The 19,905-nt window shown below is 71.2% G+C and carries 17 protein-coding genes, 1 tRNA gene and 2 pseudogenes; 14 read left to right on the forward strand and 6 right to left on the reverse strand.

Annotation, left to right across the window (positions count from 1 at the left end):
- The first annotated feature begins 168 nt into the window (after positions 1–168).
- The 5 genes from ispD to ACH4VX_RS29005 all read left to right on the forward strand — a co-directional run bounded on the left by ispD (position 169) and on the right by ACH4VX_RS29005 (position 5,809).
- Positions 169–945, forward strand: a complete 777-nt coding sequence (ispD, locus tag ACH4VX_RS28985; protein ID WP_398371432.1) for a 2-C-methyl-D-erythritol 4-phosphate cytidylyltransferase — start codon at positions 169–171, stop codon at positions 943–945.
- Positions 935–1,432, forward strand: coding sequence for a 2-C-methyl-D-erythritol 2,4-cyclodiphosphate synthase (gene ispF, locus ACH4VX_RS28990; RefSeq protein ID WP_398371434.1), 498 nt, complete (start codon positions 935–937; stop codon positions 1,430–1,432). Before ispD ends, ispF begins: the two co-directional genes overlap by 11 nt.
- Positions 1,433–1,603: 171 nt before the next feature.
- Positions 1,604–3,004 carry a cysteine--tRNA ligase gene (gene cysS, locus ACH4VX_RS28995; protein WP_398371436.1) on the forward strand — a complete coding sequence of 467 codons (1,401 nt, stop codon included), beginning with the start codon at positions 1,604–1,606 and terminating at the stop codon, positions 3,002–3,004.
- A 122-nt stretch (positions 3,005–3,126) separates the two neighbouring features.
- Positions 3,127–4,071: a 23S rRNA (guanosine(2251)-2'-O)-methyltransferase RlmB gene (gene rlmB, locus ACH4VX_RS29000; protein WP_398371438.1), complete on the forward strand. Its 945-nt coding sequence runs from the start codon at positions 3,127–3,129 to the stop codon at positions 4,069–4,071.
- Positions 4,072–4,189: 118 nt separating this feature from the next.
- Positions 4,190–5,809 carry a DoxX family protein gene (locus ACH4VX_RS29005; protein WP_398371440.1) on the forward strand — a complete coding sequence of 540 codons (1,620 nt, stop codon included), beginning with the start codon at positions 4,190–4,192 and terminating at the stop codon, positions 5,807–5,809.
- Positions 5,810–5,910: 101 nt separating this feature from the next.
- Here the strand turns inward: ACH4VX_RS29005 and ACH4VX_RS29010 are convergent, their stop codons facing one another.
- The 5 genes from ACH4VX_RS29010 to ACH4VX_RS29030 all read right to left on the reverse strand — a co-directional run bounded on the left by ACH4VX_RS29010 (position 5,911) and on the right by ACH4VX_RS29030 (position 10,272).
- Positions 5,911–6,312, reverse strand: a complete 402-nt coding sequence (locus ACH4VX_RS29010) for a VOC family protein (RefSeq protein ID WP_398371442.1) — start codon at positions 6,310–6,312, stop codon at positions 5,911–5,913.
- Between the two features lie 99 nt (positions 6,313–6,411).
- A complete protein-coding gene (locus ACH4VX_RS29015; protein ID WP_398371444.1) occupies positions 6,412–7,143 on the reverse strand; it encodes an NDP-sugar synthase in 732 nt (243 codons plus the stop codon).
- Between the two features lie 197 nt (positions 7,144–7,340).
- Positions 7,341–7,796, reverse strand: a complete 456-nt coding sequence (locus ACH4VX_RS29020) for a hypothetical protein (RefSeq protein WP_398371446.1) — start codon at positions 7,794–7,796, stop codon at positions 7,341–7,343.
- A 183-nt stretch (positions 7,797–7,979) separates the two neighbouring features.
- Positions 7,980–9,068: an ABC transporter ATP-binding protein gene (locus tag ACH4VX_RS29025; protein WP_398371448.1), complete on the reverse strand. Its 1,089-nt coding sequence runs from the start codon at positions 9,066–9,068 to the stop codon at positions 7,980–7,982.
- A 232-nt stretch (positions 9,069–9,300) separates the two neighbouring features.
- Positions 9,301–10,272, reverse strand: coding sequence for a helix-turn-helix transcriptional regulator (locus tag ACH4VX_RS29030; RefSeq protein WP_398371450.1), 972 nt, complete (start codon positions 10,270–10,272; stop codon positions 9,301–9,303).
- 92 nt (positions 10,273–10,364) lie between these two features.
- On the opposite strand from ACH4VX_RS29030, the gene ACH4VX_RS29035 reads away from it, so the two are divergent.
- The 9 genes and pseudogenes from ACH4VX_RS29035 (at position 10,365) to ACH4VX_RS29075 (ending at position 18,373) form a co-directional block, all read left to right on the forward strand.
- A complete protein-coding gene (locus ACH4VX_RS29035; protein ID WP_398371452.1) occupies positions 10,365–10,775 on the forward strand; it encodes a DUF3224 domain-containing protein in 411 nt (136 codons plus the stop codon).
- A gap of 86 nt (positions 10,776–10,861) precedes the next feature.
- A tRNA-Thr gene (locus ACH4VX_RS29040) sits at positions 10,862–10,935 on the forward strand.
- Between the two features lie 149 nt (positions 10,936–11,084).
- A pseudogene (locus ACH4VX_RS29045) lies at positions 11,085–11,278 on the forward strand (mobilization protein); the annotation flags it as partial.
- A gap of 528 nt (positions 11,279–11,806) precedes the next feature.
- A complete protein-coding gene (locus ACH4VX_RS29050; RefSeq protein WP_398371454.1) occupies positions 11,807–12,901 on the forward strand; it encodes a GNAT family N-acetyltransferase in 1,095 nt (364 codons plus the stop codon).
- A gap of 5 nt (positions 12,902–12,906) precedes the next feature.
- The gene (locus ACH4VX_RS29055) at positions 12,907–14,193 is read left to right on the forward strand and encodes an MFS transporter (protein WP_398371456.1); all 1,287 of its coding nucleotides are present in this window, start codon (positions 12,907–12,909) and stop codon (positions 14,191–14,193) included.
- Positions 14,190–15,401 (forward strand): hypothetical protein, encoded by a 1,212-nt coding sequence (locus ACH4VX_RS29060; RefSeq protein ID WP_398371458.1) that lies wholly within the window; start codon positions 14,190–14,192, stop codon positions 15,399–15,401. The genes ACH4VX_RS29055 and ACH4VX_RS29060 overlap by 4 nt, the downstream gene beginning before the upstream one ends.
- On the forward strand, positions 15,398–16,132 hold the full coding sequence (locus tag ACH4VX_RS29065) for an HAD family hydrolase (RefSeq protein WP_398371460.1): 735 nt from the start codon (positions 15,398–15,400) through the stop codon (positions 16,130–16,132). The genes ACH4VX_RS29060 and ACH4VX_RS29065 overlap by 4 nt, the downstream gene beginning before the upstream one ends.
- Before the next feature lie 130 nt (positions 16,133–16,262).
- The gene (locus ACH4VX_RS29070) at positions 16,263–17,450 is read left to right on the forward strand and encodes a radical SAM protein (protein WP_398371462.1); all 1,188 of its coding nucleotides are present in this window, start codon (positions 16,263–16,265) and stop codon (positions 17,448–17,450) included.
- On the forward strand, positions 17,447–18,373 hold the full coding sequence (locus tag ACH4VX_RS29075) for a phosphotransferase family protein (RefSeq protein WP_398371464.1): 927 nt from the start codon (positions 17,447–17,449) through the stop codon (positions 18,371–18,373). Before ACH4VX_RS29070 ends, ACH4VX_RS29075 begins: the two co-directional genes overlap by 4 nt.
- 689 nt (positions 18,374–19,062) lie before the next feature.
- On the opposite strand, the pseudogene ACH4VX_RS29080 reads toward ACH4VX_RS29075, so the two are convergent.
- Positions 19,063–19,890 (reverse strand): annotated as a pseudogene (locus ACH4VX_RS29080) (aminoglycoside phosphotransferase family protein); the annotation flags it as partial.
- Positions 19,891–19,905: the final 15 nt, after the last annotated feature.

Raw genomic sequence — 19,905 nt, forward strand, 5'->3', positions numbered from 1 at the left:
TGACTCACGTCCCCACCCCTGGCGTGCCGGGCCCGGGCGGTCGACTCGACCAGAATCACGGAAGGGGCTGGTCAAGGCATCACGCCCGGCACTCCCCCCGCTCCGGGAGCAGGGGGTACGCACAGGCCATACCCACCTGGGCCGAGCACACAAACCTGACAGGAACCGATGTCTGACGATCCGCTCTCCCCGCCGTCGCCGAACCCCGCATCCGGCCGTACGACCGCCCGTACGGCGGCCGTGATCCCGGCCGCCGGCCGTGGCGTACGCCTCGGCCCGGGCGCCCCCAAGGCGCTCCGCGCACTGGGCGGCACGCCCATGCTCATCCACGCCGTCCGCGCGATGGCCGATTCCCGCGCCGTCTCCCTGGTGGTCGTCGTGGCCCCGCCCGAGGGCGCCCCCGAGGTCAAGTCGCTGCTCGACGCGCACGCGCTGCCCGACCGCACCGACTTCGTCGTGGTCCCCGGCGGTGAGAGCCGCCAGGAGTCCGTGAAGCTCGGCCTGGACGCGCTGCCGCCCGGCTACGACATCGTCCTGGTGCACGACGCGGCCCGCCCGCTCGTCCCCGTGGACACCGTCGACGCCGTCATCGAGGCCGTACGCGACGGAGCGCCGGCCGTCGTGCCCGCGCTGCCGCTCGCCGACACCGTCAAGCAGGTCGAACCCGCCGCCGCCCCGGGCGGGCCGGAGCCCGTGGTCGCCACCCCGGACCGGTCGCTGCTGCGGGCGGTGCAGACCCCGCAGGGCTTCGACCGGGCCACCCTGGTGCGCGCGCACGAGACGGTGAAGGACAACGTCACCGACGACGCGAGCATGGTCGAACAGCTCGGCCTCACCGTCGTCACCGTCCCCGGGCACGAGGAGGGCTTCAAGGTCACCCGCCCCCTCGACCTGGTCCTGGCCGAGGCGGTCCTGGCCCGCAGGAGGCTCAACGATGGCTTCTGAGCAGCCCTGCCCCCTGCCCCGGGTCGGCATCGGCACCGACATCCACGCCTTCGAGGACGGCCGCGAACTGTGGTGCGCCGGCCTGAAGTGGGAGGGCGAGGGCCCCGGCCTCGCCGGCCACTCCGACGCGGACGTCGTCGCCCACGCCGCCTGCAACGCCCTCTTCTCCGCCGCCGGCCTCGGCGACCTGGGCCGGCACTTCGGCACCGGCCGCCCCGAGTGGTCGGGCGCGTCGGGCGTCACCCTGCTGACGGAGGCCGCGCGCATCGTCCGGGAGTCCGGCTTCCGCATCGGCAACATCGCCGTACAGGTGGTCGGCCCCCGCCCGAAGATCGGCAAGCGCAGGGAGGAGGCGCAGAAGCTTCTCTCGGAGGCGGTGGGCGCCCCGGTCTCGGTCTCGGGCGCCACGACGGACGGTCTCGGCTTCCCGGGAAGGGACGAGGGCCTCATGGCGGTGGCGACGGCACTGGTCGTCAACGAGGGCTGATCGTCCCGACCCGAGAGGGGCGCGGGGCCGTGCCGGTACGCGGCTCCGCCGCGCGGGCGCGACAAGCACCCGCCGACCCCGCGCGTGACGGGCAACCGCGCCCGCCATGACAAACGTCGTCGAAACAGCGAGCCGCACCGCGCACACGTCCGCGCCTACTACCCTGGTGTCGTGACTATTCGCCTGTACGACACCAGCGCCCGGCAGATCCGTGACTTCACCCCGCTCCAGCCGGGTTGCGTCTCGATCTACCTGTGTGGTGCCACCGTGCAGGCGGCACCCCACATCGGCCACATCCGCTCGGGCCTGAACTTCGACATCATGCGCCGCTGGTTCGAGTACCGCGGCCTGGAGGTGACGTTCGTCCGCAACGTCACCGACATCGACGACAAGATCATCGCCAAGTCCGCCGAGCAGGGCCGCCCCTGGTGGTCCATCGGCTACGAGAACGAGCGCGCCTTCACCGACGGCTACCGGGCCCTCGGCTGCCTGCCCCCGACCTACGAGCCGCGCGCCACCGGCCACATCACCGAGATGGTCGAGATGATGCGCGGTCTCATCGAGCGCGGGCACGCCTACGAGGCCGACGGCAACGTGTACTTCGCCGTCGCCTCGTTCCCCGAGTACCTGAAGCTGTCCAACCAGGAGCTGGACAACCTGCTCCAGCCCTCCGGCGCGGGCGAGACCGGCAAGCGGGACCCGCGCGACTTCGCGATGTGGAAGGCGGCCAGGCCCGGCGAGCCGAGCTGGGAGACGCCGTGGGGCCGCGGACGCCCCGGCTGGCACCTGGAGTGCTCGGCGATGGCGCACAAGTACCTCGGCAGCGCCTTCGACGTCCACGGCGGCGGCCTCGACCTGATCTTCCCGCACCACGAGAACGAGATCGCCCAGGCCAAGGCCTACGGTGACGAGTTCGCCCGGTACTGGGTGCACAACGCCTGGGTCACCATGAGCGGCGAGAAGATGTCGAAGTCGCTCGGCAACTCCGTACTGGTCAGCGAGATGGTCAAGCGCTGGCGGCCCATCGTGCTGCGCTACTACCTCGGCACCCCGCACTACCGGTCGATGATCGAGTACAGCGAGGAGGCCCTGCGCGAGGCCGAGTCCGCGTTCGCGCGGATCGAGGGCTTCGTGCAGCGCGTGGTGGAGAAGGCCGGGGGCGTCGTCGAACCCGCCGACGAGGTCCCGCCCGCGTTCGCCGAGGCGATGGACGACGACCTGGGCGTCCCGCAGGCGCTCGCCGTCGTGCACACCACCGTCCGGCAGGGCAACAGCGCGCTGGCCGCCGACGACAAGGAAGCGGCCGTCGCCCGCCTCGCGGAGATCCGCGCCATGCTCGGCGTGCTCGGCCTCGACCCGCTGGACCCGCACTGGGCCGGCGAGAACGACCGCGGCGAGGACCTCCATGGCGTGGTCGACACCCTGGTCCGCATGGTCCTCGACCAGCGCGAGGCCGCCCGGGTCCGCAAGGACTGGCCCACCGCGGACGCCATCCGCGACCAGCTCAACCAGTCCGGTCTGGTGATCGAGGACAGCCCGCAGGGGCCGCGCTGGAGTCTCGGCCCGCGCTGAGGGCCGGGCTCTGTCGGCCTCGGCGCCTGAAGATCGACTGTGCCGTCCGGGCCTCCGGGCGGCACACTTCACAGACGTACGCACACAAGCACCACCCACGACTTCATGGAGACGGATACCTCATGGCCGCGAACAACCGCCGCATGTCCGGCAAGAAGGGCGCGCAGGTCGGCAGTGGCGGCCAGCGGCGCCGGGGCCTGGAAGGCAAGGGCCCCACGCCGCCCGCCGAGATGCGCAAGGGGCACGCCAAGCAGCGCGCCGCCCAGTCGAAGGTGCGCCGCGCCCAGGGGCGCTCGCAGCAGCAGCGGCGCGGCGGGGGCCGCTCGACCTCCGAACTCGTCGTCGGCCGCAACCCGGTCGTCGAGGCGCTGCGCGAGGGCGTGCCCGCGTCCACGCTGTACGTCCAGCAGTTCATCGACAACGACGAGCGGGTGCGCGAGGCGCTCCAGCTCGCGGCCGAGCGCGGCGGGATCAACCTCATGGAGGCCCCCCGCCCCGAACTCGACCGCATGACCAACGGCCTGAACCACCAGGGCCTGGTGCTCCAGGTCCCGCCGTACGAGTACGCGCACCCCGAGGACCTCGTCGCCGGCGCCCACGACGAGGGGCAGGACCCGCTGATCGTCGCCCTCGACGGGGTCACCGACCCGCGCAACCTCGGCGCGGTCGTCCGGTCCGTCTCCGCGTTCGGCGGCCACGGCGTCGTCGTGCCCGAGCGGCGGGCCGCCGGGATGACCGCCGGTGCCTGGAAGACGTCCGCCGGTGCGGCCGCCCGTACGCCCGTCGCCCGCGCCACCAACCTGACGCGCGCGCTGGAGGCGTACAAGAAGGCCGGGGTCGCGATCGTCGGTCTGGCCGCCGACGGGGAGGCCGAGCTCGGCGACCTGGACGCGCTGAGCGGGCCGGTCGTCATCGTCGTCGGCAGCGAGGGCAAGGGGCTCTCCCGACTGGTCGGCGAGACCTGCGACTTCCGGGTACGGATCCCGATGCCGGGCGGCACGGAGTCGCTGAACGCCGGTGTGGCGGCGGGGATCGTGCTGTACGAGGCGGCGCGCCGGCGGGGCTGAACGGGCGTTCGACGGGATCACCCACATGGGGTGTTCCGGGTGGTCCGGGCAGGCTTGATGCTGTCCGGACACTTCCGGCGGGTCAAGGCAGTGTCCTAACGCCGTGTCACTCGGTTAGATGAGTGTGGACACCAGAACACCCCGCACACCCACGGGGGACCGCTCGTCGGGACTCGACGACGTTCCCGCGCTGAGCATGGTGAAGGTACCGAGCGATCCGGCGCAGGTCATCGTCAATCACGCCAGCTTCCGCGTGCAGCTGGGCGTCTCGGCGCGGCGCGCCCAATCGCCGCGGATCGCACGGCACGCGAGTGCCGCCGAGGACACCGCCCACATCCCCGTCGTCACCACCGTGGGCACGCCGGGCCAGCCGGGCGCCCGCCGCCGGCCCGTCGTCTGGAGCGGCCGGTCCGCGCCCGACGACACCGGCGCCCACCGACTGCTCCAGGCCGTACGGCACGAAGGCGTCCGCCACACCGACGAGCCGCTCACCGACGCCGGGGCCACCCAGGTCATCCCGCGCACCGGCGCCGGATACGACTACGCCGACGACCCGGCCACCCAGCCCCTCGAAACCCCGTTCGTCGGCGCCCAGCGCCGCCCCGCCGACGAACCCCTGCTGCCCCCCATGCGCACGGTCGGCAGCGCCTACGGTGAACCCGCGTACGACGACGAGTTCGAGGACACCGGCCGACGCGCCAGGCGGCACGGCGACGACCCGGCCCGGCACGCCTACTACCCCGGGCGCCGGATGAACCTCGGCGTCGTCCTGCTCCCGCTGCGCGTCTTCCTCGGCGGCATCTCCGTCTACGCCGGGATGAGCAAGCTGTGCGACCCCCTCTACTTCGAGGGCGGCAAGCGCGGCTCCATGGTCAAGTGGCTGCACACCCTGCACCCGTGGGAAGTCGCCGAGCCGCTGCGCCAGTTCGCCCTCGAGCACCCCATCGGCTCCGGACTGGCCATCGCCTTCGCACAGATCGTCGTCGGTGTCCTGACCGCCCTCGGCTGCTGGCAGCGCCTGGCCGCCGTCGTCGGGGCGGTGCTCTCGGCGGCACTGCTGGTCACCGTCAGCTGGAAGAGCGTCCCCGCCTACGAGACGCCCGACATCATCTACCTCGCCGCCTGGTCGCCGCTGATCATCGCGGGCGCCCCCGTCTACTCCGTCGACGGCCGCCTCGCCGGCGGGGCCTGGCGCCGGCTCGGTCCCCGCGCCGACATCTGGGACCTGCGCCGGTACGTGCTGCGCCGGGGCGCCCTGGTCACCTTCGTGGTCTGCGGGTTCAGCATGCTCGTCGGCTCGCTGCTCGGCGGTGCCGTGCGGGACGCCGACCGTGTGGTCGTCCCCGGGCCAGGCGAGGCCCCGCGCAACGAGCTCCCCGGCTCCCCGCTGCCGGCGGAGTCCGGCGAACGCCGGAAGGAGAAGCGGACCCCGTCCGCCTCCACCTCGCCCACCCGGGACGCCACTTCGGACGCGGCGAGCCCGTCCGCCGGCGCCATGACCCCCGGCGCGACCCAGGGCGCCGACGCGGCCACCGGCGCGCCCAGCCAGACCCAGGGCAGCGCCGGGCAGGCCCCACCCCAGCGGTCCTCCCCGGCCGGCCAGGCACCGAGCACCAGCTCCGGCCCGACCTCGGGCGGCGGCAGCGCCTCCGGCGGCGGCAGCGGCGGCGGCACCCCGAGCGGTGGCAGCGGCGGTTCCTCCGGGGAGCCCGGACTCGTGGGCCGCCTCCTGGGATAGGGGCAGCCATCCGTGTACGGCAGTGGGAGCCCCGCACGGACGACGTGCGGGGCTCCCACTGCCGTAACCGTCGTACGGCGGTGCCTACGGACGGTCGGACGTCACGCCCCGCCCGCCCGGACGCGCTGGCGCAGCGCGATCCGGTTGCCGTCCGGATCCACGGCCTCGATGCGCACCCCGAACGGGTAGTCCTCCGGTTCGGGCCGGTCGAACGTCACACCGCGGTCGCGCCACACCACGAAGTCCTTCCTCAGGTCGTCCGACTCGAGGAAGAACGAACTGAGCGCCTTGTCCGGCTCTCCCTCGGCCGGCTGCCCCGCGGCCGCCGCGTGCGGCCACAGGACGAACTCCAGAGCACTGCCCGGGACGCCCACCGTGAGGAAGCGCCCCTCGGGGCCCGGATGGTCCACACGCTTCTCCAGGCCGAGCTGGTCCGTGTAGAACCTCAGAGACCGGTCCTGGTCGGTCACGTTGATCGTCACGTACATGACGTCGGTCAGCATCGTGCGTCCTTTCCTTCCACTCGTCCGACGCGGCGGTGCCGCCACGTCACCTCACTGACGGACGGTGACCGGACGATGTGACGGATGGACGGGAAGAGTTCAGCGGCCCTGGGACGCCAGTTCCTTGGCCGCCTCCGTCAGGTCCTTCGCGGTGTCGATCGCGCGCCAGTAGGAGCCCTGGGGGATCGGGAAACCGGCCAGGCGGCGCTCACGCGCGAGATGCGGGAACGTGGTGCGCTCGTGGTCGCCGCGCTCCGGGAGCAGGCCGGCGAACTCGGGGGAGAAGACGTACACGCCCGCGTTGATCTCGAAGGGCGACGGCGGGGCCTCGATGAAGTCGGTGATGTGGCCGAAGCCGTCCGTGCGCACCGCGCCCCACGGGATGCGCGGGCGGGCCAGGGCGAGGGTCGCGACGGCGTCCCGCTCGGTGTGGAAGTCGGCCATGTCGCGCAGCGAGAAACGGGTCCAGATGTCGCCGTTGGTGGCGTACCAGGGCCGGTCCGGGTGCGGGAGGCGGGCGGCGGCGTACTTCAGGCCGCCGCCGCGGCCGAGGGGTTCCGTCTCGACGACGGTGGTGACGGACAGGGGCAGGTCGGCGGTGTCCAGCCACTTCTGCAGGACGTCGGCGAGGTGGCCGCAGGAGACCACCACGTCCGTCACGCCCTCCTCGGCGAGCCAGGAGAGCTGGTGGCCGATGATCGGGGTTCCCGTGCCGGGGATCTCGACCATCGGCTTGGGGCGGTCGTCGGTGTACGGACGAAGCCGGGATCCCTGGCCTCCGGCCAGGACCACGGCTTGTACGGGACGGGCGACGGCACGCGGATCGGTCATGCCCGCACTTTACGCGGCGCGGCGTCCGGTGCTTTTGCAGGTGCCCTGTGCCGGCGCCTTGTGCTGGTGCCGGCCGGGGGCTGGGCGCGCAGCCCGGCGTTTGCGGGGTGCCGTCGCGCCCACCCGTGCCGCCCTGCGGCACGACTGCCCGCGGGAACGGCGGCATCCGGTTGCTCGTGGGAACGAGGCAGCGGTGGTCAGTGGTTGGCTGTGGTGACGCCTGAGGCGAAGGAGGTGTCGCAGACCGGGCGGGCGTAGGACTGGGCCTGGGTGGGGCCGTGGACGCGGACCGCCGCCTTGCCGAGGGCGCGGGCGATGGACGCGCAGTGCTTCGCCAGCGACGGGCGGTCGTTCACGGCCTGCTGGAGGTGGGTGAGTGCCACGCCCGGGTTCTCCTCCTGCAGTTCGACCAGCAGCTTGTCCCGCAGCACATGCTGCGGCGCCCGGGCGCCGGCACGCGAGGACGCGCCGGAGGCGGAGGTGTCCGAGGCCGTGAGCACGGGGCTCGAGGGGGTCCCCGACCAGTTGACCCGCGCGACCGCGAGAGTCCCGGAGAGCACCAGGACGACGGGCAGGACGAAGGCGAGGGAGCGGCCGATCCGGCGGGCGGGGCCCCGGCCGCGACGCGTCTGACGGTTAGTGGAGTGCTTCACGCGTGTGAGGGTAGCGCCCGGTAGCGACAAGAAAACATTCCGTCACCGTTACGGGGGACCCGGAACCCGCAACTCCGGGCCACGTGTTGACGTACAACGCTCGAAATGACCGTTCTGCCGGGGTATTTGTCGACAACGCGAAGGGCCCCGCAGTGATCTGCGGGGCCCTTCTGCGCAACGGTGTCAGTCGGACAGGCGCGCACCGGTCGACGTCGAGAACACGTGGGTCTCGCCCGCACGCGGCACGACGTGCAGCTGGCTGCCCTTCTCCGGGACCTCACGGCCGCCGACGCGGACCACGATGTCCTTGGTCTCGCCGCCGACGTGCGCGGTGCCGTACACGAACGCGTCGGAGCCCAGCTCCTCGACGACGTTGACGGTGACCGCGAGACCCTTGTCGACGTCGGGGCCGGCCACGTCGAAGTGTTCGGGGCGGACGCCCACGGTGACGGTCTTGTCGCTGGTCGCGGAGAGCGCGTCGCGCTGCACCGGCACCACCGAGTTGCCGAACTTCACACCGCCGTCGGCGATCGGGACCTCGACCAGGTTCATGGCCGGGGAACCGATGAAGCCGGCGACGAACAGGTTCGCGGGCCTGTCGTACATGTTGCGCGGGGTGTCGACCTGCTGGAGCAGACCGTCCTTGAGGACCGCGACACGGTCACCCATGGTGAGGGCCTCGACCTGGTCGTGGGTGACGTAGACGGTGGTGATGCCGAGGCGGCGCTGCAGCGACGCGATCTGCGTACGGGTGGACACACGGAGCTTGGCGTCCAGGTTGGACAGCGGCTCGTCCATGAGGAACACCTGCGGCTCACGCACGATGGCGCGGCCCATGGCGACACGCTGGCGCTGACCACCGGAGAGCGCCTTCGGCTTGCGGTCGAGGTACTCGGTGAGGTCGAGGATCTTCGCGGCCTCCTCGACCTTCTGCCGGATCTCCGCCTTGTTGACGCCGGCGATCTTGAGCGCGAAGCCCATGTTGTCGGCGACCGACATGTGCGGGTAGAGCGCGTAGTTCTGGAACACCATGGCGATGTCCCGGTCCTTCGGCGGCAGGTGCGTGACGTCGCGGTCGCCGATGCGGATGGCGCCGCCGTTCACGTCCTCGAGCCCCGCGAGCATGCGGAGCGAGGTGGACTTGCCGCAACCGGACGGGCCGACCAGGACGAGGAACTCGCCGTCCGCGATGTCGATCTCCAGGGCGTCGACGGCGGGCTTGGTGGAGCCGGGGTAGACCCGGGTCGCCTTGTCGAACGTGACAGTGGCCATGGTGAATGGTCCCCTTCTACCGGCAGGAACGTGCCGGACGATCCGAGTAGGAAGGTGATGCCACGACGGGTGTTCCGTTGTGGTGTGGTCCACATGAGTGAACTGGCACAGGACGGTACCCGGCGTTCACCTGGTTGTCAGTAGTTCCAGGACTGTGAATTTCACGGAAACTTTCGACGGTCGGGATGACGTTCCGGTCGCGTAGGGGATCAACGCCCGGCCGCGTACGGGATCAACGCCCGGCCGCGTACCGGTCCGCCAGCACCGCCACCGCCGCGGCGACCGCCTCCCGCAGCCCCGCCGGGCCGAGCACCTCCGCCTCGACGCCCAGCCGCAGCAGATCGCCGGTCGCGACCGCCTCCGACTCGACGGCGAGTTCCACCTCCACCCAGCCCCGCCCGTCCGCCGGCCCCGCGTCCGCGAGCGCCCGCACCCCCGCCGCCCCGAACTGCATCGGCAGCAGTTTCTGCCCGCGCGGTGACAGCCGCAGCCGGGCCGTGCCCTGTCGCAGCGCCGCCTCCATGCGCCGGGAGGACTCCGCCCAGTACGCGGCCAGGTCGAAGCCCGCGGGCCGGGTGAACCGCTCGCCGGTCTCCGTCACCGCCTGGAACCGCGACACCCGGTAGGTGCGCACCGCGTCCTCCGCCAGCGCCACCAGGTACCAGATGCCGCCCTTCAGCACGAGCCCCAGCGGACGCATCTCCCGGCGCACGTCCCCGCGCCAGCGCCGGTAGTGGGTCTCCAGCACCCGCCGCTCCCACACCGCCCGCGCGATCGGCTCCAGGTGCGGCACGGGGTCGGCGTCCCGGAACCAGGCCGGCGCGTCCAGATGGAACCGTTCGCGCACCCGTCGTGCCTGGTCCGCCAGTTCGCCCGGCAGGGCGGCCTCGATCTTCAGCTGGGCGCTCGCCAGCACGGCACCCAGCCCCAGGTCCCTGGCCGGTCCGGGCAGCCCGGCCAGGACCAGCGAACCGGCCTCCGCGTCCGTCAGACCGGTCAGCCGCGTGCGGTAGCCCTCCATCAGGCGGTAGCCGCCCTCCGGCCCGCGTTCGGCCCGCACCGGCACCCCGGAGGCGCCCAGCGCCTCGACGTCCCGGTACACGGTGCGCACCGAGACCTCCAGCTCGGCCGCCAGCTCGGGGGCGGTCATCCGGCCGCGGTTCTGCAGCAACAGGAGCAGGGAGAGAAGCCGGTCGGCGCGCATGGGTCCCATTCTCCCGCCGTACCTGACAGGAGATGTCAGGTACGGGCACGAGAGTGGGGGCACACCGTCGGTCACCCCGGAAGGGAACGTCCATGCCCACCACCAAGATCACCGGCCACTTCACCTTCGCCGACTGGAGGGAGAACCCCGTCACCGGGGAAGGCAGCCTCCCCCGGCTCGCGAACGCCACCGTCACCAACGCCTTCTCGGGCGGCATCGAGGCCGAGGCCACCACCTGCGACTACGCGATCGCCTACCTGACCGGGGGGACCGGCACCTTCGCGGGCATGGAACTCGTCAGCGGCCGGGTCGACGGCCGCGCGGGCACCTTCGTCCTCGAAGAGCGCGGCCGCTTCGAGAGCGACGGCACCGTCCACTGCGTCTTCGAGGTCGTCGAGGGCTCGGGCACCGGGGAACTGACCGGCCTGCGCGGTACGGGCGGGTTCACCTACCGGCACGGGGAGACGAAGGTGGCGTACACCTTCGACCACGGCCTGGAGTGAGCGATCGGGGGCCACTCCCACAAGTGCGTGGCCCGGCGAAACCGGCTCTGTGTACAGTGGACCCGCCTTCGCGCGCGCCGCGCGGTGCCTCCTTAGCTCAGTTGGCCAGAGCAACGCACTTGTAATGCGTAGGTCGTCGGTTCGAATCCGACAGGGGGCTCTGGAAAAGGCCAGGTCACATAGCCCGTGACCTGGCCTTCTGTGGTGCTCGGGGCATGACACGTCACACGGCCCGGGTGCCGCGGGGTGGCTTGCGTGAGCGATGCGTGAGCGGAGGACCCGGCCCTGCTTCCTGGGCTTCTTCCTCCTGTCCGCGCCGCCATCCCCCACGCCGGCAGCACGGAGGAACTCCTCGCCTGCCTCCAGGCCGACGGCATCCTGGTCAACCCCCGCCGTGGACCGTCCGGAGACCTTCTCGGCTACGCCGTCGGCCGCTCCGGCGACCTCGACAAGGACGCGAACAGATCTTCCACCCCGACGGAAAGATCGCCCCCGACCTCACCGACGCCGAAGCCCGTGGCCACCAACCCCGTCAACTCCTCCAGCAGGCCGCCGCACAACGCGAACTCCACACCGCCCACCACCCGGCCAGCGTTCTGCTCACCCGTATCCAGCTCCTGCGCAGAAGCCGCCCGCCGACGTACCACCCGCACCGGTTTCATCCGGACCCCAAGCCCCGCCCCCGCCCCGCCACGTCAGCCCTCCGTCCCCGCAACCACACCCGGCCGCCCCACGAAGCCCTCGGTCCTCACCGGTCGTGCTGCCGATCTGCGAGTCGAACCGGTCGAGGAGGTGTTTGCCGCCGTGACGTGCTCTCTCGGGGCGAGAGACCGGGGTCATTCGTCACCATCGTTCAGGCCCGTTGTCGGGCACCCAAAAGCGTTGACAGGCCGACGTCGGCTGCAACTAGACTGGTGCGTAACATACGTTGATGCGTGTGCACTCCGTACCGCCGCGGCGACTTGGAGGGAGCCGGTTGCCGCTGGTCAGGTGTGTGAGCGTCGCCGGGGCCGGGGTGGGGCAGGACTGTCATGCATCTCAAGCGTTCGTTCGCAGAGGTGAAGGGGGAGGTCGTAGGCGTTCCCGCGCGGAGTCTGTACAGCAGCGACGACTGGTTCGCGTTACTGGACGACCACGGACACGACTACCGCTACCTCCTCATCGAGGACGGCGCGGGGGGCGCGACGACGTTCACCGCGCTCACCGACGGTCCTGCCGTCCACTCGCACCGGTACCACCCGGACTACCTCCTGGACCGCGCCCTGCCTGCCACGTCGTGCGTCGTGGCGGGGCCCCGCACCGGCTACCACAACGAGATCCGCGGTGGCGCGCCCACCATGCCGCCCTCAGCTGTGGCCGCACGGCTGCTCGACCTCGCACCGGAGGGTGCGGTGCTCCTGCCCTATCTGCCGGGTGAGACCGCCGCGGAACTTGCTGCGCTGGGGCACCCTGCGGGTCTGATCGCCTGGGAGTCCTGGCTCGACGTACCGAGCGGAGGCTTCGACGCCTACCTCGCGGCGCTCCCCCGCAGCCGACGAGAGCAGGTCAAGGGGGACCTGCGGAAGGTCCGCGGCGCGGGGCTGTCGTTCCGCACGGTTCCGCTGGACGCGGCGCCGCACGCGGACATGGCCGAGGTGCTCGTTCTGCACGAGAAGAAGTACGACCCCGCCTACGACCGGCCCAGCGCGGACTTCGCCCGCTACCTGGGCAGGTGCACAGAAGTGCCCGGTGCCTACGCGATCCTCGCGGAGTTCGACGGCAGGCTCGTCGGCTGCCACGTTGTCTTCCACTACGCAGACGTGCTGTGGGCCCGGCTGATCGGCGTCGACGAGTCCCTGCCCGAGACGGGACGCTGCTACTTCAGCCTCATGTTCTATGAACCGCTGCGCCTCGCCCAGCGCCTCGCGGCACCGGCCGTCAACCTGGGGATCGGCACGTCCGAGGCGAAGGTGCGGCGTGGTGCGCGCCTGGAGCCGCTGTGGACGGTTGCGCTCGCCGCTGAGGGCGCGGTGCGCCACCAGGCGCGGGAGGGCCTGCTGCGCAGGGCACGGAACCTGCCGGACCCGGTGCCGGACGGCGTCGGCGTACCGCTCGACCGGCCGTCGTCCGGGGCGGCTGAACCGTGAGCGGGGTGACCGCTGAGGGAAAGCTCTCCTTCCGCAGGCTCCTCGCGGCGCCACGCTTCCGCCGCTTCTTCGCCAGCCGCGCCGTGTCGCTGCTGGGCGATGGTGTGGTGCCCACGGCCCTCGCACTGAGTCTGACCCAGCGGGGCGTCTCGCCGACGTGGCTGGGCGGCATGCTTGCCGCCGCGCTGGTGCCGAAGGTGCTGCTGCTCCTGTTCGGCGGGGTGGCCGCCGACCGATTCGCCAAGCTGCCGCTCATGATCGCGTCGTCGCTCGTCTGCGGCGTCACCCAGCTGCTGACCGCTGCGGTGCTGATCGGCGACGGCAGTTTGTGGTGGGCACTCGCCTGCCAGGCGCTGTACGGGGTGGCGGTAGCGCTGGGGTACCCGGCGACGTTCGGGTACCTCCCGCACTGCGTCGACGCGGGTCAACTGGGCGGGGCGAACGCCCTGATCGGAGCGTGGACCGGTTCTGCGGCGCTGCTGGGGCCAGCCGTGGCGGCCGTGCTCGCGGCTTTGGGTGACCCCGCGCTCGCGCTCGCCATCGATGGCGCTTCCTTCCTCCTCAGCGCTCTGTTGCTGGTCGGCCTGCCGCGCGGCAGGCCGACCGAGCGCACGGAGGGCGGGGTGGCGGCACTCCGGGACGGCTGGCGGGCCCTGCGCCGACTGCCGTGGCTGCTGCGGATGACGGTTGTCGACAGTCTGATCCTGCTGCTGGTCAGCGCGCCGTTCCTGGTGCTCGGGCCCCAGTTGGTGCAGCGGATGTCACCCAACGGGTGGGCACTGCTGATGCTCTTCTTCGCCGGGGGCGAGGTGCTCGGAAGTCTCGTCAGCGGCAGGGCACGGCTCTCCCGGCCCATACTCGCCGGAGCTATGGGGCTGCTGGCTATCGGGCTGCCGCCGCTGCTCCTGGCCGCCGGAGCCGGGCTCGCTCCGCTCTGCGCGTCCCAGGTGCTGGCGGGCGCGGCGATCGGGGCCTACGGGGTGCTGGTCAACACGGTGGTCCAGCAGACCGTGCCGTCCGAGCAGTTGTCCAAGGTCGGGGCGATGGCCTCGATGGGCTCGTTCGCCTTCCTGCCGCTCGGGTATGTACTGGCCCCGCTGCTCGCCGGCGTGGTAGGACCGCTGCCGCTGCTGTGGGGAGCGGCCGTCTGGACCGCTGTGTCCGTCGCGGCGCTGCTCTCCGACCGGCGGGTGCGAGAGTTCCGGGTGGCGGAGTACCTGGCCTCCGACCCTGCGAAGGCGCCCACTGGTGTGGCCGGGGGAGCAACCGGTATGGCTCGGGAGGGAAGTTGACGCGCACGGAGCTGTTCACGCGCATCCGCGACGTGGCGGCGGTGGACGGCGCGGAGCGGTGGTTCACGGGGGACATCCGGAGGTCGGTGCCCTGGCTGGAGGCAGAGGAGGGCCGGGTCAGCGCGTCCCAGTACTACGTCGTCACCGGCCGCGGGGGGGCCGGGGGCGTACTGGCCTCGTGCTACCGCATCCCCCACACGGCGGCGCACCGGACCTACGCCCCGTGGGACGTCCTCGTCGGCGAACCGGTGGTCGGGCTCATCGGGCGTCTCACCCGGGATGACGAACGGCAAGCCGCCGGGACGGCGTTGGCCGACCTCAGAAGCCGCGTGCCGGCAGCGGAGACGGACGCGCTCGCCGTCGTCACTCCTGGCTGTGTGCTGTCCGGTGTGACCGTCCCCCCGCACCTGTCCGCATCGCAGCGGCATCGCGAACTCCGGGAGCTTGTCGCGGGCGTGGAGGAGCTGGCCGACGCGAAGGGCCTGCCCGTGGTCGAGTTCGGCCACGTCGGCGAGGGCGTGGATGACGGCGCTCTGCGCGGTGTCCTCGCCGAGCGCGGATACGTGGCCGTGGAGGTGGGAGCCGACGCCGTCCTCGACGCGCACTACTCCGACCTGGAGGAGTACTTCGGCAGCTTCCACTCGCATCGGCGCAAGGTGCTGCGCAAGGAGCGGTCCCGGTTCCTGGCGGAGGAGCCGGTGGTGAGCGTGCACGGCCCAGACGGCCTGACCGCCGACCTTGTGGACCTGCAGCTCGCCCGCTACCGCCGGTACGGCCATGCGGCGCACGCCGTATCGGTGCGCGACCGGTTCGCCCGCGCGGCCGCGATCCCGGGTCTCAACGTCCTGCGTGCGGATTCCGAGGCCGGTGCCATTGGGTTCGTGGGCTTCTACGAGGACCGCGCCACCCGCCGGATTGTGCCGAGGCTGGGCGCCTTCGCCCGTGAGGGCACGGCCGGCTACTTCAACCTGGCCTACTACGAACTCGTCTCCCGGGCGGCGCGGCTCGGGGGAATGCAGATCCACTACGGGGACTCGACTTACCGGGCCAAGGTCTCCAGGGGATGTCGCCTGACGCGGCTGACCACGTACCTGCGCGCCGCTGATCCGGAGCTGCACCGTGCCTTCGCGGACGCCGCCGAGGTCCGGACAAGACTGGAAGCCGGGGAGATCAGCGCGGCGATGGAACACAGGGGGGTGAGGAAGTGAACGGAACTGCGCTGGGAGCTTCCGCAACGGGCAGGCCGGTGATCGAGGGGGTGCTCTTCGATGCCGCGGGGACGCTGTTCGACCTGGCGACACCGCTGCCGCAGGTTCTGGGGGAAGCCGTCGCCCACTTCGGGGGCACGTGCCGCCCCGAGCGGCTGAAGCGGGCGCTCGACCACGTCGGCTCGACGACCGGATGGCCCGACGACCAGCCGGACCATACGAGCCGCGCGAGGGCGTGGACGCACTTCGCGGAGCAGATTATCGGCACCGCGGACCCGGGCATGGCCGAGGTCATGCGACGTCGAGCCGCCGAGCGTGCCGTCACCGCCGTCCTGGCCCCGGGCAACTACCGGGTCTTCGACGAAGTGACCGGCCTCCTCGCCGATCTGGTGGCGGCCCGCGTACCCATCGGGATCGTCTCCAACTTCGACGACCTGCTCGTGGACATCCTCCGGACCACCGGACTGGAGCAGGTGTTCACCACGGTGGTCACCTCCTACCGCTTCGGTGTCTGCAAGCCGGACCCCAGGATCTTCCACGAAGCGGTGGGCGCCATTCGTACGAGTCCGGCAAGCACCTGCTACGTCGGGGACTCGGTCTATTCGGACATGGGCGGAGCGCGCAATGCGGGACTCTATGGAGTCCTCGTGGACCGGGAAGGGCTGCACGGCGACTACTCGGGGCACCGCATCGGCTCGCTGGCAGAGGTGAGGGGCCTTCTGCCGCTGTGAAACGGAGACCGCACGTGTAGGTATCGCATCGAAATGCAAAGGGGATGTCATCATCTTCGTACCGACGCCGAAGCTGGAGCGACGCATTCGGATTCCCGGCACGCAGGGGGGACCGGTCCGGGCGGTCCTGGTGCAGTTCAGTGATCTACTGCTCACCTCCGACAGCACTATGCGCGACTACTACCGCCGCTCCTACGGGCGGATGCGCGGCTACCACATGCCGCGGCACTTCATGGAGATCCCCTATTGGATCCCCATTGTCAGCTCCATGCTGCCGGACGAGCGCTTCGCCAAGGAGCTACTGGTCGTCGAGAACCTCGACGACGCCTTCGAGCAGGTGCAGCGGGGGAAGTCGGACTCCGTCTTCTTCTTCTCGGCCATGGATGCCAACATCGAGGCGCTGCTCCACTTGGCGCGGACCGGTGCGACCTTCGTCGTCGGCGGGTACGTCGACCCGGCCCTGTTCGAGGAGTTCCCCGACGTCCACTTCCTGCACAACGTCGAGGACCTGCCCGCCACCCTGCCCGGCGCCCGCGACAGGGGCATCCTGGACTACCGGCTGTTCAGGGGTCTGGAATGCATACCGAGGTACAGCCTGAGCAGCGGCTGCTCACTGCGCTGCAAGTTCTGCACGGTGCCCACGAAGGTAGTGCCCACGGACCCGATGACGTTGGAGAGCGAGGTGGACGCTCTCGAACCGCTCGACTTCCGGCTGGTCTTCCTCGACGACAAGTCGTTCGGTGACGCGAAGAACTGGCGCGAGATCGGCAACCTGCGCAAGCGCTTCGAGACGGTCAACCCTGATTTCGAAGGTTTCATCGTCCAGATGCCGCCGTCCTTCGCGGTGCGGGGCGACTTCCTGAAGGAGTGCGTGGAACTGGGCGTGAGATACGTCGAGTTCGGAGTCGAGACAGCCAACGACGACTTGCTGAAGTACCTGCGCAAGCCTTTCCGGATGCGACACCTCAGGGAGGCGTGCGACCGGGTGCGGGAGCTCGGTCTGTATCTCGTCCCCAACTTGATCATGGGTATCCCGGGAGACGACTACCACGGTACGGTCGAATGGGTCCGGGAATACGTCGACATCATTCCCGCGGTCAACGTGAACTGGCTCGCCACGCACTTCGGGAACGAACGCGGTGACCTCGGCCTGCCCGCCGAGACCTTCGGCGACCGTGACCAGAACACCGCGGAGAAGACCTGGCTGAGTGAGGCGGAGGCCGCCGCCGGACGTGACGCCGTCGAGCTGGTGTACTCCCTCACGGACGAGTACTGGCAGGACCGGATGACATACCCGCAGGAGCGAGTGGTTCGATGAGCGCTGAGAAGAGGACGTCGCTTCTGGAGCACGAGCTCCGCGCCGTGACGGACGACAGCCGGCTTGAGGTGCGACCCTGGCGGAGCGGGGTGGACTTCTGGGCCGACCTCGCGTGGCAGGGCGACGAGATCGCCGGCGTGGTTCGCTCGCCCCGGCACGAGACCCTCGACACCACGTATGAGGGAGTGGTCGACTTCGGACGGATCATGGCGAAGGAGACGGTCGTCCTCGGTCTGATGGCGGAACGCGGCGTCCCCGTGCCCGCCGTCCTCGCCTGGCGCGAGCGGTCGCACCCGGACGGCGTCTCGTGGATGCTCTGCGAGTACGTCGAGCACGAGCCGGACGCCGAGTTGACGGAGGAGCTGCAGTGGCAGCTCGGGCAGTACGCGCACCACATCCACACCATCGAACCCGGAGCGGCGGAGCTGCGGCTCGGCGTGTCGTGGGCCGACTACGTGGTGGGGCGCCTCGGCGACCGGCTCGACGCCGCTGCCCGGTACTGCGCTCCCCTCGCCACGCCCGCCGTGCTGCGTCGGGCCGCCGAGGTGGCGCAGGGCAGGAGCGCCCACGCCGTGTCCCTGCTGCACCTCGATCTGCGTGCCACCAACGTGTGCGTGCACGAGGGCCGGATCGCCGCCGTCATCGACGTGGCGAACGCGATCGTCGGCGATCCGCTCTTCGAACTGGCCCGGATCCGCTCCTACGGCCTGCTGACGGAGTCGTTCTGCAAGGGGTACGGGATCTCCGCGGACGAGGTGGACCGGTACGGCGCGGCGTTGGACGTCTACGAGGTGGACACGGCCGCGCTTCTCACCACGGTCGCCGCGGAGGAGATCCACGACGACGAGCTGCTGGCCACGTCGCGCACCCGTCTGGAGGAACTCTGCCGGCGGATCGCACTGCAGGACGCCGCCGTCCGGTAGCCGGGTCCGCACGGCCCCGGTTCGGATGACGTGAATCGGGGCCGTGCGGTCGGCCAGTCCAGGGCCAGGTGGCCTTGTGGCCGGCCTCCAGGAAGGGGACCGGCCGGAAAGCGGCGTCCGTCGGACCGCCGAAGGTGTGGCGGGTGCCGTTGCCGGAACTGCCGTGGCCGACGCGGTACCGGCGAGGTTCCAGGGGCAGACGGGAACGCGTCGGGGATCTGGTCGGTCGGCCCTCCCCCGGCGGTGGGCATTCGCCTGCTCGTCGGTGATGAGGAGCCCTCGGTCGTGGCCGCGGTAGTGCTTGCGGACGGTGTCCGTGGTGTCGGTGGCGCCGAGGTGCTCGAAGCGTTCCAGCGCGCAGCACCGAGGCGCCGCGCCGCAGCTTCACCCGGTGGCTGTTGGTCCCGTATGCGGCTGGATGCGTGAGCGGATGTAGTGGGATGCCGCGCCCAGATCTGGATCGGACATCAAACTGAACCTCTCTGACCAGGCGGTTCTGGACGAGAGGGGATATACGGCGGAAGTCCCGGCAGGAACCAGCCGACCCCTGTAATGAGTAGGTCGTCGGTTCGAATCCGACAGGGGGCTCTGGCGGAATCCCAGGTCGGACCTTCTCCGGCCTGGGATTTCTCATGCCGTACGGCCGCGCAGGCGGCGGGCGGTCTCCAGGTCCGCCTCGTCCAGGGGCGGCCGTCCTCGATCTCCCACAGGCAGTTCTGCAGCAGCCGTCCGTACGTCCACGCGCGCGCACGCGCGCGGTCCAGGCCGAGGACGTCGGTCATGGCGTCGAAGCGCCAGGTGATGTCGTCGGCGTCGAAGCGGTTGTCCAGGGCGGGCCAGAGGTCGAAGCCGGGGTCGCCGGCGAGTGGTTTGGGGTCGATGGCGAGCCAGGGGGCGCGGTCGGCGGCGAGGACGTTGTCGTAGTGCAGGTCCCAGTGGAGCAGGCGGTCGCCGGGTTCGTCGGCGACCTCGCGCACGGCGGCCGCGCAGTCGGCGACGAGGCGGCGGGCGGACGGGTCCGGGATGTGGTCCAGGGCGCGGGGGGTCCGCTCCAGCATGGTCCGGACGATGTCGCCGAGGCGGCGCATGCCGTCGGGGGCCGGGGTGGTGTGGAGGTGGGCGAGGAGGCGGGCGATCACCAGGACGGTCTCGTGGACGTCCTCCTGGTGCGAGAGCATCCGGGTGGCGTCGAGGCGTTCCAGGAGCATGGTGCCGGTGGGATCGTCGTGGTCGAGCAGGCGGACCGCGCCGTCGCCGTTCCACAGGCGCAGGGCGATCGGTTCGCCCTCGCTCTCGTGGTCGCGGATCTGGAGCTTCAGTACCGCCGGTGTGCCGTCCGCGCGGTCGACGGGGAGGACCAGGGCGCTCACGCCGTGCATGGGCGCCCCGGTGACGCGTAGCTCCCAGCGGTCCAGGAAGGCGGCGGTGAGGTCGGGCAGGGCGGCGATGAAGGCGCGGCCGGCCTCCTTGTTGTACTTCTCCTGGGCGGCGGCGAGTTCTGCGGGTACGTCGATCATCTCTCGTACAGTAGC

The sequence above is a fragment of the Streptomyces sp. NPDC020731 genome, assembly GCF_044334705.1.
Taxonomy (GTDB): Bacteria; Actinomycetota; Actinomycetes; order Streptomycetales; family Streptomycetaceae; genus Streptomyces.